We start from the raw sequence: 13,616 nt of genomic DNA on the forward strand, positions 1-13,616 counted from the left end.
GAGATGAGCACCGCCCTTTTCGATCTTTCCGGCCGCACTGCGCTCGTGACCGGCTCCTCCCGCGGCCTCGGCCGTGCCATCGCCGAGGGCATGGCGAAAGCCGGCGCGAAGCTGATCGTCAACGGCGTCGATCCCAAGCGCGTCGAGCAGGCCGTCGCCGAGTTTCGCAGCGCCGGGCATCAGGCCGAAGGCGCCGCCTTCAACGTCACCGACGAGCCCGCGATCGTTGCCGCTTTCAACGACTTCGACAGAAAGGGCCTCGCCGTCGACATCGTCGTCAACAATGCCGGCATCCAGCACCGCAAGCCGCTGGTGGAGTTCACCACCGACGAATGGCGCAAGGTGATCGAGACCAACCTCACCAGCGCCTTCGTGATCGGCCGCGAGGCGGCCAAGCGCATGATCCCGCGCAAGCACGGCAAGATCATCAATATCGGCTCGCTCGGCAGCGAGCTCGCGCGCCCGACGATCGCGCCCTATACGGCGGCCAAGGGCGGCATCAAGAACCTGACCCGCTCGATGGCGGTGGAGTGGGCTCAGCACGGCATCCAGGCCAATGCGATCGGCCCCGGCTACATGCTGACCGACATGAACGAGGCGCTGGTCAACAACGCCGACTTCAACAACTGGCTGATGGGCCGCATTCCCTCCAAGCGCTGGGGCAAGCCGGACGAGCTGGTCGGCGCCGCGATCTTCCTCGCCTCTGACGCCTCCACCTATGTCAACGGCCAGATCATCTATGTCGATGGTGGCATGATCGCCGCGATGTGATCCGCGAACAAAGGAGCGAACTCATGCGCGCCGTCGTCATCCACGCCCCGAAGGACCTGCGGATCGACAGCTATCCGGATGCGGCTCCCGCCCCAAGCGAGGTCCGCGTCAGGATCGCCAATGGCGGCATCTGCGGCTCGGACCTGCACTATTACCACCACGGTGGTTTCGGGGTCGTTCGCATCCAGCAGCCGATGGCGCTTGGGCATGAAATCGCGGGCGTGGTCGCTGACATCGGCGACGGCGTCACCAGCGTGAAGCCGGGCACGCGTGTCGCGGTCAATCCGAGCAAGCCGTGCGGCCAGTGCCTGCATTGCCAGGAAGGCATGCGCAACCAGTGCCTCGACATGCGCTTCCTCGGCAGCGCGATGCGCTTTCCCCATGTGCAAGGCGGCTTTCGCGAGTTCATCACCGTCGATGCGACGCAGGCCGTGCCGATCGCCGACAAGCTGTCGCTGGCGGAGGCCGCGGTCGCCGAACCGCTCGCCGTGTGCCTGCATGCCGGCAAGCAGGCCGGCCCCCTGCTCGGCAAGCGCGTGCTGATCACCGGCTGCGGCCCGATCGGTGCACTGATGATCCTGGTCTCGCGTTTCGGCGGTGCCGCCGAGATCGTGGTGACCGATGTCGCCGAGGCTCCGCTCGCGGTTGCCAGGAAGCTCGGCGCCACGCACGCCATCAATGTCGCAGCCAACGCCACGGCACTCGATCCCTGGCGCGCCGGCAAGGGCGTGTTCGACACGCTGTTCGAAGCCTCGGGCAATCAGGCTGCCCTGCGCGCCGCGCTCGACGTGCTCAGGCCCGGCGCAACGCTCGTGCAGCTCGGTCTCGGCGGTGAGATGACGCTGCCGATCAACGCGATCGTCGCCAAGGAGCTGCAGCTCCGCGGCACCTTCCGCTTCGATCCCGAGTTCGAGCTCGCGGTGCGGCTGATGGGCGAAGGCCTGATCGACGTCAAGCCGCTGATCACGGCCACCATGCCGTTCGAGAACGCGGTTGCCGCCTTCGAGCTCGCCAGCGACCGCTCGCAGTCGATGAAGGTGCAGCTTACTTTCTAGGCGCGTCGGTGGCCTGCTGGCTCTCGATCAGCCGGTCACTGACCAGCCGCACCGCGCCTCGTTTCCACGAATAATCCGCGCCGAGGCGCAGGCCGCTGTCGCCGCGCGCCAGCACCGCGCCGGTCCTGGCATCGCGAACCTGGAAGCCGAGCGTGTATTCGGTGCGGCTGACCCGGCGCACCACACCGATCAACGACTGGTCGGCGCCGAGCTTCTGCGCAATGGCGGCCTCGCAGCCGCCGCAATCCCGCAGGGGCCCCGCCTTCGCCGCCTCTCCTCCCACGTCGACGATCCGGTAACGGCCGGATTGGCCGAGCGCTTCGCGCACGCCGCCGGTGACCTCGGCCAGGTATGACGCATCTGACGCGGCAGAAGCGCCCGCCGAGGCGGCCGTCATGTCCTCGAGCTCGAAGTCGAACACGGCAAGCGCGACCTGCGCTTGCGCGCCGAGCGCAGCCCTGACCTCGCGGGACAGGAAGATCTCGGCGCGCTCCCATGCTTCGTCGCTGTCGCCGCGGAAGGAGTACAGCTTGTCCATCACGAGCTTCTTGGCGCCGACGTCGATCACCGCGACCTTGGCCCATTGCACCAGCGTGCTCGACTTCTGGATGCCGCCAATGATCTTGAACGCCGCACCGTCCTCGGCAGAAGGCACCAGCCGATAGCGCCCACCCGCGCCGATGTCCCGCCTGAGCGCGGCCATGAACGCCGACAGCCGCCGCTCGTGGGCTGCGGTCTGGTTGGTCGGCTCGGCCGACGTATCGGTATAGCTGAAATCGTCCATGGCAACGCCGATGGCGGGCTCAGCGGCGGCCGGCGAATGAGGCAGGATAAACAGGAGCAAAGCGGAGATAACCAGCCGGGAGCGGTGCATGAACGGGCCTCGTGGGATGGAACGGCCCGCAAATCCTGAACGGGCGGCTCGAGGCCATGCAGCCGAAACTGTCCCGACGAAGGCCGGGAAAATTTCACGACGTTGCATTGCGGTAAGGCTGGAACGCTTTCCGTGGCTGGCGTTCTGCCGTTTAATGTGGGGGCAGCAAACCCGTTTGCACCAGGTGCCAGCCGATGTGGAACCGCCCGAGGTTCGATCTCAAGGTCCGTCTGACGTTGCGCGTGGCGGCGATATCGGCCGCCTGCTTCGCAGCCATCTCCGCCTATTTCCTCGTGACGGCCGACCGCGCCGCACATGCCCGCATCGACAGTATCGCCGCCATCGTCGCAAAGTCGCTGGAGCTGCAGCAAGGCAAGGTCCAGTGGGTGGCCAGCCCGCGCTCCGACTTTCCGAACCTCGATCCCGTCTCGGCCTATGTGATGACGCCCGGTCTGTGTCTCGGCTTCCGCGGCGCGAGCGGCGACATGCTCCAGCAGTTCTGCAGTGGCGCACCTGCCCCGGCGAGCCCGCCGCCGCAGCTGTTTGGCGCCTTCTACCGCAGCCTGTTCGACCCCGGCCGCGAGGCGGCCCGGCCCGTGATCGTGCGCGGCGCGAAGCTCGGCGAGACCGTGGTCACGGTCGATCCGGCCGTGCAGACGGCAGAGGCCTGGCACGAGGCCGGCCGCCTGATGATTGCGCTTGCGATCGCGCTGCCGCTGCTCTGCGCGCTGGTTTATGCCGCGCTGGCGCGCGCCCTGCGCCCCACCCGCATGATCGGCAACGGCCTCGAGCGCATCGCCGCCGGCGACCTCACGACGCGACTGCCGCCGTTCGACCTCGCCGAGCTCTCCGCCATCCGCGACGTCTTCAACCACCTCGCCGAAAGCCTCGACACCGCGCTTGCGGAACGCAACGAGCTGACACGGAAGCTGATCGCGCTCCAGGACGAGGAGCGCCGCCATCTCGCCCGCGAGCTGCATGACGAGTTCGGCCAGTCGCTCGCCGCAATCCGCGCGCTCGCCGCGTCCGCGCGCCAGACTGCGGCGCAGGACTGCCCCGACTTGCTGGGAGAGTGCGACGGCATTGCCCGGACCGCGACCGGTATGATGGAGACGCTGCGCGGCGCCTTGTTCCGTTTACGCCCGCCCGATGTCGACGAGCTCGGACTCGTTGCGAGCCTCGAAGGGCTGGTGTCGGGTTGGAACGGCCGCAGCCGCGGCCAGCCCCGTTTCGAGATCCGGTTCGAGGGCGCCTTCGAGAGCGTGCCCGCCTCCGTCAGCGCCAACCTCTATCGCATCGTGCAGGAGGCGCTTACCAACGCGGCCAAGCATGCTGGCGCAACGAAGGTCGGCCTGCATCTGGCGATGGCCGAAAGCGAGATTGCGCTCGCGATCGAGGATGATGGCCGGCCGAACGACGCGGCGGTCAAATCCGGCATGGGCCTGCTCGGCATGCGCGAGCGCGTCGCCGCGCTTCGCGGCCGGCTGAGCTTCGAGACCGGCCCCCACGGCTCGACGTTGCGCGTTGTCATTCCGCTCGCATCCGCCGATCGGCCAGCGCTGGACCACGCGGCATGAGCGGGACGGATACGACCATCCTGCTGGTCGACGACCATTCCGTCGTTCGCGAGGGCTATCGTTCCGTGCTGCAGAAGCAGCCGGGCCTCCGCGTCGTCGCCGAGGCGGCCGACGGCGCGGAAGCCTATCGCCTCTACAAATCCGAGGCACCCGACCTCGTCATCATGGACCTCAGCATGCCCGGCATCGGCGGCATCGAGGCCGTCAGGCGCATCAGGCAATGGGACAAGGCCGCGCGGATCCTGGTCTTCACCATGCACGAGAATGCCGGCTTTGCCGTGCAGGCGATCCGCGCCGGCGCGAGGGGGTACGTCACCAAGACCAGCCCGCCCGAGACGCTGGTGCGCGCGGTCAAGGACGTGCTGGCCGGCAAGATCGCCATCAGCCCCGACATCGACCACGAGCTTGCGCTCAGCCGCATCAGCGGCGAGAGCTCGGCCGCCGACGTGCTGACGCCGCGCGAATTCGAGGTGCTGCGGCTGCTGCTTGCCGAGAATACGACCGAGCAGATCGCCGAAACGCTGCATGTCAGCCCGAAAACGGTGGCGAACCTGCATTCGCTGATCAAGGACAAGCTCGGCGTCGGTTCCGACATCGAGCTGGTCCGCCTGGCGTTGCGTCAGGGAATCCTGACCGAGGTCGATCTCGGCGAAGGCTGATCGCCCCTCGTGTTATGGCTCGAGCTTCGTACCATCCGGCGCAAACGCCTCGACGGTGTCGCCGATCTTGAATGACATCATGTCACGTCCGACGAGCAACGGCCCCTTGTAGGCGGCTCGGGTGCGCAGGATCAGCGGCTCCTCGGGAATGTCGGGCGCCGGCTTTGCCGTGCCGAACACGATATGGGAATAGACGGCGAGCTTGGGCTTGGCCGAGGCAAAGATGCGGCCGGCCTCTTCGGGCGAGGTGTGGTGCGCCTGGATGTCCTTGTAGACGGGATTCCTGACCAGTAGCTCCGGCTCGATGACCGCGACCTCGTGGATCAGCAGGTCGGCGCCTTCGGCCGCCTTCGCGATGCGCTCATCGTACTTGGTGTCGCCTGACAGCACGACCTTATGGCCACCATACTCTACGACGTAACCGAACGACGGCCTGATCTTCTCGCCGTGATTGACCTCGATGGCGGTGACCTTCACACCGTTGCTGTCGTAGACCATTCCTGCCTCGATATCCCTTGCGCTGAATTCGATTGCCTTCGGGTCGAGGTGCTCGTCGTCGATGCGAATGCGGATATCGTCGGCGAATGCTTTGGTGAGGTTTTCCGTCATTGCCACAGTGCCCTTGGGGCCATAGAGCTTCATCGGGCCCTTGCGCGAGGCCCAGGGCGTGGCGAGCCAGCCGGTCAGCCACATGTCGGGAAGGCCCACGATGTGGTCGGAATGCAGGTGCGTGATGAAATTCGTGGTGATCGCGCCCAGCGGGATCTTCAGCTTGTAGAGTTGCATCGTCGAGCCGCGCCCGAGATCGAACAGCAGCTTTTCGCTCCCCGCCTCCACCAGCGTCGAAGCGCTGAAGCTGGTCGGCCGCGGCGTCGGCACGCCGGTGCCGAGCAACGTCACCTTGATCGGTTCGGCCGAGGCCGCCGCCGTGAACGCGAGCAGCACAAGGCCTGCCCGGTAAAGGGTCCTGAACATATCGTCCTTTCCTGGGGTGTCAGATTCCTGTCGGGTGGCCGCGGATCATTCGCGCGCGACCACTGAGTCCAGCCATGCGCAGTTCAGCGGCGGCACGTGCGGATCGGCGACGCGGACGCCGCGCGCGGCCGCATCGAGCCGCATGTCGCGCAGGCGCTTGCGCTGTTCCTCCGGCATATGGAGGCGCTCGTGGCCCCACAGCGAGGGTCCATCAAACGTCTCGTGCGGCTGCCAGGTCTCGGGATCGATGACGCGCCCGCCCCAGCCATATTCGATGAAGAAGCCGGAGGGCGTATTTACATAGAACGAGGTCATGTGGTCGTTGGTGTGCCTGCCCAGCGTGTAGGCAATGCGCCCCTCATCCATCTGCGCGAGGTCATAGCCCTGCCCGACATCGTCGAGGCTGCCGAGCTCGACCATGAAATGGTGCATCGCCTTGCGCCCCGAGCCGACCATGGCAAAGGAGTGGTGGCGGCCGTTGACGTGAAAGAAATACAGCCCATAAGGCTTCAGTCCAAAATCGGAGACGTGGAAGCCGAGCACGTCGCGATAGAACGGCAGCAGCGGCTCGACGTCCTCAACATTGAGCACGACATGTCCCATGCCCATCGCGCCGGTGCGGAAACCCGAGATCGGGCGGCCCGGCCTGAAGGGCTCGCTCGCAAGCTCCGGCTTGCAAAAAGCCTCCAGCCGGTTGCCGGCGGGATCGGCAAACGCGATTAGCTCGGCGACATGCCGCTCGTCAGCGAGCGCGCGCGAGCCTCTGACGACCTTGACGCCATAGCTTTCCAGGCGTCCGGCCAATTGATCCAGTTCGGCAGTAGAGGGAACTTCCCACCCCATCACCGCAAGCCCCGCATCGCTGCTGCCGTCGACGATCAACCGCTGCTTGCGGTCGTCCATCCGGAAAGCCCGCATCTTGCCGCCGCGATCGACCTGCTGCATCCCGAGCAGCCCGGTCGCCATCCGGCCCCACAGATCGAGCTGGGATGAACTGATCCCGATATAGCCGAGCGCGGTGATTTCCATCGACGTCCTCCCAAAGGCATCGCAGCGCCGCAGTGCGACGAACTTGATACCGGCCGTGCGCGATCCTACGGTGGCGTCCCGCAATCGCTTCGCGTTCGCCAAAACGATAATCGCGAGGCCGTCGGCCGCAAGAGAGGAAATACGAAGTGTCCAAGGAGCGGACGCGGAACGGCCAGCCCCGGCAGTCGGAGGGCGTGCGTGCCTTCAAGCGCGGGCTGGACGTGCTGCATGAGGTCAACCGGTCCGGCGGCATCCGCGCCGGCGACGTCGCCCGCGCGCTCGACCTGCCCCGACCCACCGTCTATCGGCTGCTCGAAACGCTGGAGGAACTCGGCTACGTCGCCCGCAGCGCCAGCGACGACCGCTTTCGCGTGACCCGGCTCGCCCTCAGTCTCGGCGACGGCTACGACCCCGGCGTGGTGATCTGCCAGGCGGCAGCGCCCTATCTCGCCGAATTGAGCAAGTCCCTGGTCTGGCCGGTCGATCTCTCCACTTACGAGAACGCGGCGATGGTGGTGCAGGAAACCACTCATTCCCGCAGCCCGCTCTCGATCGACCGTGGCATGATCGGCAAGCGCCTGCCGATGCTGCGGACCTCCGCGGGCCGCGCCTATCTCGCCGCCTGTCCCGCGCGCGAACGCGACCTCATCGTCAATCATTTACGCCGGATCGACGAGGCCGACGATCGTCCCTTCCTCGACCAAAGCCGACTCGACCAGATGATCGCCGAGACGGCCGCGCGCGGCTATGCGATCCGCAGCAAGGGCGAGTACAATCCCAAGACCGCCTCGATCGCCGTCCCGATCGTGCGCAACGGTGCGGTGTTCGGCTGCATCTCGATCATCTGGATCCGCTCGGCGCTGGGGATCGAGGACGCCGTGACGCGGTTTGCGAGCCAGCTTCAGGAGACGGCGGCGGCCATTCCGGTTGAGGTCTAGGGGCCGTCCGCAGGGCGGACACTTGGCGCGGCGGCGTTGAAGCGGCGGCGCGGCTTGGGGAAGAGATAGCCCCATGCAGGATAAATCCGTCCCCGAAGAGTTTGACGTCGTCATCGTAGGCCGTGGCCCGGTCGGCGCCACGCTCGCCAATCTGCTCGGCCTTTGCGGCGTGCGGACGCTGGTGCTGGAGCGCGAGGCGCGGACCTATCATCTGCCCCGCGCGGTGCATTTCGACGACGAATGCATGCGCGTGTTCCAGACCGTCGGCCTTGCCGACGCGATACTGCCGCAGATCATTCTCAGCCCCGGCATGCTCTTTCTCGATGCCAACGGCCGCATGCTGCTGGACTGGTCGCGCCCGCAGACGCTGACGCCGATGGGCTGGAATCTCAGCTACCGCTTCCACCAGCCCGATCTGGAGGACGTGCTGATCGGCGGCCTCCCCCGCTGGCCGCATGTCACCCTACGCAGCCGCTGCGATGTGTTCGCGCTCGATCAGGACGAGACCGGGGTCCGCGTCCGCTACGAGGACCTCTCGAACGGGACGCTGACCGAAGTTCGCGCCGGCTATGTGATCGGCTGCGATGGCGCCCGCTCGCTGGTACGCCGCTTCATCGGCTCCGGCATGGACGATCTCGGCTTCCACGAGCGCTGGCTGGTGATCGATGTGATGCTCAAGCGCGACCGCGACGACCTCGGCGACTACAGCCTTCAGCATTGCGATCCGCGCCGGCCGGCGACCTATGTCCGCGGTACCGGCATGCGGCGTCGCTGGGAGATCACGGTGCTTCCGGACGAGGATTCGCAGGAGGTGGCGCAGCCGGCGAAAGTCTGGGAGCTGCTGTCGCGCTGGATCACACCCGACGATGCCGAGATCGAGCGCGCCGCGGTCTACACCTTTCATTCCGTGATTGCGCAGCAATGGCGGAACGGTCGCCTGCTGTTGGCGGGCGACTCCGCGCATCAGACCCCGCCCTTCCTCGGCCAGGGCATGTGCGCCGGCATCCGCGATGCCGCCAACCTTGCCTGGAAGCTCGGCGCCATCGTCCGCGACGGCGCCGCGCCCGATCTGCTCGACACCTATCAGAGCGAGCGGCTGCCGCATGTGCGCGAATTCATCGAGCTCGCCATTCGCCTCGGCGGTGTGATCAACACCAAGGCGATCGAAGCTGGCCTTGCCGCCGGCGAAGCGCGCGAGAACGCGCCGGTGAAGCTCGAGGTGAAAAAACCCCTGCTCGGCCCGGGGCTCACGCTGGGCGATCAGCCTCTCGCCGGGCATCTCGCACCGCAATTCCTGCTGAAGGACGGCCGCCGCAGTGACGACCGGGTCGGCTACAGCCACGTGCTTCTCGTCGAGACGGCCGCCATGTTGTCATCGCGCTGTGCGTCGTCACAGGCGGGACTCAGTATCCTGACCGGCGACGACGCCGAAGGCGTCGGGCGATGGCTGCGCGAGCACGGCATTACAGCCGCGCTCGTTCGCCCCGACCGCTATGTCCTCGGCACCGCCCGCAACGATGCAGAGCTCGACCGGCTCATCACCGCCATCACGCCTCCAACCTACGTGCCGTCCGCGGCCTGACCGAACAATCTCCAAGGATATCTCATGAAGCTGCTCTCTTTCATCGCCAACGGCCGCGCCTCGTTCGGGGCCATCAAGGACAATGGCGTAGTCGATCTCGGTATGCGCATGGCGCCCTGCACCACGCTGCGGCAATTGCTCGAAGCGGGTCGCGTGGCCGAGGCGGCAAAGCTGGTCGCGTCTGCGGCCCCGGATGATCCACTCGACAAGATCACCTTTGCACCCGTCATCCCCGATCCCGGCAAGATCATCTGCGTCGGCCTCAACTATCGCGACCACGTCGCCGAAACCGGCCGCACCGTCACCGAGAAGCCGGCTCTGTTCGTCCGCTTCCCCTGCAGCCAGGTCGGCCATCTCCAGCCGGTGGTGAAGCCGAAGGTCAGCAACGACTTCGACTATGAAGGCGAGCTCGCGCTTGTTATCGGCAAGGAAGGCCGCCACATCCCGGCGAGCCGCGCGCTCGACCACATCGCCGGCTATTCCTGCTACAATGAAGGCAGCATCCGCGACTGGCAGCGCCACACCAGCCAGTTCCTCTCCGGCAAGACGTTTGCGGAGAGTGGCAGCTTTGGTCCGTGGCTGGTGACGGCGGACGAAATTCCGGATCCGTCGAAGCTCACCTTGCAGACACGGCTGAACGGCACTGTGGTGCAGGACACCACCACCGATCTGCTGATCACCGCGATCCCCGAGCTGATCGCCTACATCTCGACGATCTGCCCGCTCGTCCCCGGCGACGTCATCGTGACGGGTACGCCGGGCGGCGTTGGCGCCAAGCGCACGCCGCCGTTGTGGATGCGCCCTGGCGACACCGTCGAGGTCGAGATTTCCGGCATCGGGACCTTGCGCAACAAGGTCATCGCTGAACCGGCCTGACCAACCAGCACCAATCAATCAACGACAAACCAGGAAACGCCATGGCCATGACCCGCACGACATCCACCGCCATCCTTCTGATCACGATGGCGCTCGCAGGCTCCCCTGCGCGCGCCGAGATCAAGGGCGATGCGATCCGCATCGGCGTCCTCACCGACATGAACGGGGTGTTCGCGACCGCAATGGGCCCGGGCTCATTCGAGGCGGCGCGGATGGCGGCGGAGGAGTTCGGCGGCAAGATCAACGGCAAGCCGATCGAGATCTTGCAGGCCGATCACCAGAACAAGCCGGACCTCGCGGCCTCGCTCGCACGCAAGTGGTTCAGCGATGGTGTGCAGGCGATCGCAGACGGCGGCAGTTCAGGAGCGGCCCTCGCCGTACAGGAGTTGGTGCGCGGCAACAACAAGATCTTCCTCGTCTCCGGCGCGGGCGCCAACCAGCTCACCGACGAGGCGTGCGCGCCAACCAGCGTGCAATGGACCCAGGATGCCTACTCCACGGCGACTGCAGTGGTCTCCGGCGTCATGCAGACCAGCAAGGACCCGTGGTTCTTCATCACCGGCGATTACGCCTTCGGCCATTCGATCGAGGCGACCGCGCGCGACCGCATCGCTGCGCTCGGCGGCAAGGTTGCCGGCAGCGTGAAAGCCCAGCTCGGCACACCCGACTACAGCTCGTTTCTGCTGCAGGCCCAGTCCTCCGGCGCAAAGATCCTCGCGATCAATGTCGCCGGCGACAATGCCACCGCGATCAAGCAGGCTGAGGAATTCGGGCTCGCCGATCAAGGCATGAAGATTGTGCCGATGTCGTTCCAGAACGTCGACATTGAGGCGGTCGGCCTGAAGGCGACCCGCGGCGATCTCATCGTCACCTCGTTCTTCGAGGACGTCTCGCCGGCGGCCCGGAAATTCTCCGACGCGTTCTATGCCCGCCGCAAGGCGATGCCGTCGCAGATCCAGGCCGGCGTCTATTCCGCCGTGCGCCACTATCTGCAAGCCGTGAAGGACACCGACTCGGACGACAGTGCGACCGTGATGGGAAAGATGAAGGCGACGCCGGTGTCGGATGCCTATACGCCCAACGGCCACATCCGCGAGGACCAGCGCATGGTGCACGATCTCTATCTGGTGCAGGTCAAGACGCCCGAGGAATCCAGGGGGCCGTGGGACTTCGTCAAGCTGGTCGCGACGATCCCTCCCGACCAGGCCTTCCGCCCGCTCGACCGCAGCAAGTGCGGCCTCGTCGGCAAGTAGAGCGTTTCCAAGCGAAGTGGATACCGGTTCGGTCAAGAAAAACGCGACAAATAGGAATCTGCAGCCCCGTTCCGATCGGAACAGGACTCTGGCCCTCAGGCTAGGTAGCGCTGGAGATACCCTTCCATGGCGTAGAGCGCGCAGAGCGCGAGGCTCGACCACACCGCGGCGCTGAAGTACAGGAACATCCAGGTCAGTTCGCCCTTCCAGTGTGCGATGTCGTGCGTCACGACCCAGCGCGTTGCGACGTCATGCATGCCTTCGAGAAAGCCCAGGAGCCTGCCGCCCTCGGCGTGGCCAGCCCGCCAGCGGCTGAGATACATCGGCACGTCGACGGTGATGAGGAAGGCGAGGAAACAGGCAATGCCGACGATCCCCGCGATCAGCGCCCAGCGCACGGGTCCCTGGAATTCCGGCATCAGCCGGCACAGTGCGATGCCGGCGAGGAAGAACGTCACCGCCCACAGCGAGTTCTCGATCGCATTGTAGAGGAAGTTCGTGGTCACCACCGCGTACCAGGAGAAGCATTCCGCGATGATGATGATCGGCACGATCACGAGCGCGATGTTCACCGCGGTCTCCGCACCCGTCATGTGACCGAGCTGATGCAGGATGATCGCCCATTGCGCGGCGAAGCAGACTTCGGCCACGGTCGCGACCGTACGGCCGACGAACACGCTCGATAGCCAGGTGTCGAACAGGCAGATGCGCTGCACGTCGGCGCGCGGCAGCACCGAGCGGAAGGCGCAGCCGAACACATAGGCCGCGCAAAGCAGGAACATCAGGCCGATATCCGAGCCGCCACTGACGCTGCCGGCGACGGTCGGATAGAACTCGCGGTACAGCATGAACCAGACGAGGATGTTGGCAGCGCTGACCAGCGTCAGGGACCCCCACCACCACGCGAGGGGATTTGACCGTGCCTGCCACTGCAACATGAATCGCTCCGCTGTAATCGACGTGACATTTCTTCGTAATAATCCTGTCACGAGACACCAGGGAATCGCGACAAAAATCTGTGCGCGCCGGCGCATTTCCACGCGCATGTGAGCCGACTTGCGCGAACGAGTGGTGTCCGCATAATGGACAGATAAGCGCGGCTTCATGAATCTATTGGACAAAAGACGCAGCCGGGTCCATTAAACCCGCATGGCTCGGACCGTATCCAGACCGCCCCTCGCCTCGTCCTCCGCTGCCGCGGTGCTCGCCGAGAGTGCAGATGACGCCGCGTTCGCGACGACGCTGGCAAAAGGCCTCGTGGTGCTCGAAGCCTTCAGGGCCGGCGCAACGCAGCTCGGCAACATGGAGCTGTCGACACTCACCGGAATCCCGCGGCCGACGGTGGCGCGGCTGACGCACACGCTCGCCGAGCTCGGCTACCTCCGCTACGACGCCGGGCGCGCCAAATATCGCGTCGGCGCACGCGCCTTGCGGATGGCGCATCCGCTCCTCGCCGACATGCAATTCCGCCAGGTCGCGCGTCCCATGATGCAGGAGCTGGCGCAGAGCGTCCGCGGCACGGTCTCGATCGGTCTGCTCGATGCGACCTCGATGATCTACGTCGAAACTGCGCGGTCCGGCGACGTCGGTCCCCACGTTCCAGACATTGGCATGCCCATTCCGGTTGTGATGACCGCAATGGGCCGCGCCGCGGCAGCGACCTTGCCGCCGGCCGATGCAGCCCAACTGGAACGGCGCATCGCTGCCGAAGACTCCGAGTTGTGGGCGGCCGTCCAGGACAAATATCGCGCGGGCCTCGCTCAATCCGTCAGCCGCGGCTTCTGCACCTGCTGGGGCGAGTATATGGCTTCGATCCACGCCGTCGCCGCGCCGCTGTTTCACGCGAGCGAGTCAAAGCAGTCGTTCTCGATCAATTGCGGCATCCCCGCATTCCGGCTTCAGCCTGGACAGCTGGAAGGCGAGATCGGCCCGCGCATCGCCGCGCTCGCCGACAGCATTCGCGCCCTCGTCGGCCAAACGGCGCCCGCCGCGTCGCCGCGCAAAACAAGAAAATCATGAGCGCAGGG

General features: G+C 65.9%; 13 protein-coding genes. 9 read left to right on the forward strand and 4 right to left on the reverse strand.

The genetic code is table 11. The annotated features are described in order from the left end of the window. Positions 1 to 3 precede the first annotated feature (3 nt). Positions 4 to 771 carry an SDR family oxidoreductase gene (locus HAP40_RS23265; protein WP_166815529.1) on the forward strand — a complete coding sequence of 256 codons (768 nt, stop codon included), beginning with the start codon at positions 4 to 6 and terminating at the stop codon, positions 769 to 771. Between the two features lie 23 nt (positions 772 to 794). Continuing rightward, positions 795 to 1,826 (forward strand): L-idonate 5-dehydrogenase, encoded by a 1,032-nt coding sequence (locus tag HAP40_RS23270; protein ID WP_166815528.1) that lies wholly within the window; start codon positions 795 to 797, stop codon positions 1,824 to 1,826. Here HAP40_RS23270 and HAP40_RS23275 read toward each other — a convergent pair. Then, positions 1,816 to 2,700 (reverse strand): DUF3280 domain-containing protein, encoded by an 885-nt coding sequence (locus HAP40_RS23275; RefSeq protein ID WP_166819392.1) that lies wholly within the window; start codon positions 2,698 to 2,700, stop codon positions 1,816 to 1,818. The two genes, HAP40_RS23270 and HAP40_RS23275, sit on opposite strands and share 11 nt — an antisense overlap. A gap of 194 nt (positions 2,701 to 2,894) precedes the next feature. Between HAP40_RS23275 and HAP40_RS23280 the strand changes: the two genes are divergently transcribed. Further along, a complete protein-coding gene (locus HAP40_RS23280) occupies positions 2,895 to 4,277 on the forward strand; it encodes a sensor histidine kinase (RefSeq protein WP_166815527.1) in 1,383 nt (460 codons plus the stop codon). After that, entirely contained in the window at positions 4,274 to 4,936 is a 663-nt protein-coding gene (locus tag HAP40_RS23285) for a response regulator (RefSeq protein ID WP_166815526.1), read from the forward strand. Before HAP40_RS23280 ends, HAP40_RS23285 begins: the two co-directional genes overlap by 4 nt. 12 nt (positions 4,937 to 4,948) lie before the next feature. Here HAP40_RS23285 and HAP40_RS23290 read toward each other — a convergent pair whose 3' ends face one another. Together HAP40_RS23290 and HAP40_RS23295 are read right to left on the reverse strand one after the other, a co-directional pair. Beyond that, positions 4,949 to 5,911: an MBL fold metallo-hydrolase gene (locus tag HAP40_RS23290; RefSeq protein ID WP_166815525.1), complete on the reverse strand. Its 963-nt coding sequence runs from the start codon at positions 5,909 to 5,911 to the stop codon at positions 4,949 to 4,951. A gap of 45 nt (positions 5,912 to 5,956) precedes the next feature. After that, positions 5,957 to 6,940, reverse strand: coding sequence for a VOC family protein (locus HAP40_RS23295; RefSeq protein WP_166815524.1), 984 nt, complete (start codon positions 6,938 to 6,940; stop codon positions 5,957 to 5,959). A gap of 146 nt (positions 6,941 to 7,086) precedes the next feature. On the opposite strand from HAP40_RS23295, the gene HAP40_RS23300 reads away from it, so the two are divergent. From HAP40_RS23300 to HAP40_RS23315, 4 genes are all read left to right on the forward strand, one after another. Then, positions 7,087 to 7,878, forward strand: coding sequence for a DNA-binding transcriptional regulator (locus HAP40_RS23300; RefSeq protein WP_166815523.1), 792 nt, complete (start codon positions 7,087 to 7,089; stop codon positions 7,876 to 7,878). A gap of 73 nt (positions 7,879 to 7,951) precedes the next feature. Continuing rightward, positions 7,952 to 9,460 (forward strand): bifunctional 3-(3-hydroxy-phenyl)propionate/3-hydroxycinnamic acid hydroxylase, encoded by a 1,509-nt coding sequence (locus HAP40_RS23305; protein ID WP_166815522.1) that lies wholly within the window; start codon positions 7,952 to 7,954, stop codon positions 9,458 to 9,460. A gap of 24 nt (positions 9,461 to 9,484) precedes the next feature. Then, positions 9,485 to 10,336, forward strand: a complete 852-nt coding sequence (locus HAP40_RS23310; protein WP_166815521.1) for a fumarylacetoacetate hydrolase family protein — start codon at positions 9,485 to 9,487, stop codon at positions 10,334 to 10,336. A 41-nt stretch (positions 10,337 to 10,377) separates the two neighbouring features. Continuing rightward, positions 10,378 to 11,589: an ABC transporter substrate-binding protein gene (locus tag HAP40_RS23315; RefSeq protein ID WP_166815520.1), complete on the forward strand. Its 1,212-nt coding sequence runs from the start codon at positions 10,378 to 10,380 to the stop codon at positions 11,587 to 11,589. Between the two features lie 95 nt (positions 11,590 to 11,684). Here the strand turns inward: HAP40_RS23315 and HAP40_RS23320 are convergent, their stop codons facing one another. Continuing rightward, positions 11,685 to 12,527 carry a hypothetical protein gene (locus tag HAP40_RS23320; RefSeq protein ID WP_166815519.1) on the reverse strand — a complete coding sequence of 281 codons (843 nt, stop codon included), beginning with the start codon at positions 12,525 to 12,527 and terminating at the stop codon, positions 11,685 to 11,687. Positions 12,528 to 12,738: 211 nt separating this feature from the next. Here HAP40_RS23320 and HAP40_RS23325 point away from each other — a divergent pair, with 211 nt between their 5' ends. Then, positions 12,739 to 13,608: an IclR family transcriptional regulator gene (locus tag HAP40_RS23325; RefSeq protein WP_166815518.1), complete on the forward strand. Its 870-nt coding sequence runs from the start codon at positions 12,739 to 12,741 to the stop codon at positions 13,606 to 13,608. Positions 13,609 to 13,616: the final 8 nt, after the last annotated feature.

This window comes from Bradyrhizobium sp. 1(2017) (genome assembly GCF_011602485.2).
GTDB lineage: Bacteria > Pseudomonadota > Alphaproteobacteria > Rhizobiales > Xanthobacteraceae > Bradyrhizobium.

What these genes read in the sequence shown, in the direction of transcription:
- HAP40_RS23310 (WP_166815521.1), top strand. Translation starts at nt 9,485, where the DNA reads ATGAAGCTGCTCTCTTTCATCGCCAACGGCCGCGCCTCGTTCGGGGCC.
- HAP40_RS23265 (WP_166815529.1), top strand. Translation starts at nt 4, where the DNA reads ATGAGCACCGCCCTTTTCGATCTTTCCGGCCGCACTGCGCTCGTGACC.
- HAP40_RS23320 (WP_166815519.1), bottom strand. Translation starts at nt 12,527, where the DNA reads ATGTTGCAGTGGCAGGCACGGTCAAATCCCCTCGCGTGGTGGTGGGGG.
- HAP40_RS23295 (WP_166815524.1), bottom strand. Translation starts at nt 6,940, where the DNA reads ATGGAAATCACCGCGCTCGGCTATATCGGGATCAGTTCATCCCAGCTC.
- HAP40_RS23290 (WP_166815525.1), bottom strand. Translation starts at nt 5,911, where the DNA reads ATGTTCAGGACCCTTTACCGGGCAGGCCTTGTGCTGCTCGCGTTCACG.
- HAP40_RS23280 (WP_166815527.1), top strand. Translation starts at nt 2,895, where the DNA reads ATGTGGAACCGCCCGAGGTTCGATCTCAAGGTCCGTCTGACGTTGCGC.
- HAP40_RS23270 (WP_166815528.1), top strand. Translation starts at nt 795, where the DNA reads ATGCGCGCCGTCGTCATCCACGCCCCGAAGGACCTGCGGATCGACAGC.
- HAP40_RS23305 (WP_166815522.1), top strand. Translation starts at nt 7,952, where the DNA reads ATGCAGGATAAATCCGTCCCCGAAGAGTTTGACGTCGTCATCGTAGGC.
- HAP40_RS23275 (WP_166819392.1), bottom strand. Translation starts at nt 2,700, where the DNA reads ATGCACCGCTCCCGGCTGGTTATCTCCGCTTTGCTCCTGTTTATCCTG.
- HAP40_RS23315 (WP_166815520.1), top strand. Translation starts at nt 10,378, where the DNA reads ATGGCCATGACCCGCACGACATCCACCGCCATCCTTCTGATCACGATG.
- HAP40_RS23325 (WP_166815518.1), top strand. Translation starts at nt 12,739, where the DNA reads ATGGCTCGGACCGTATCCAGACCGCCCCTCGCCTCGTCCTCCGCTGCC.
- HAP40_RS23285 (WP_166815526.1), top strand. Translation starts at nt 4,274, where the DNA reads ATGAGCGGGACGGATACGACCATCCTGCTGGTCGACGACCATTCCGTC.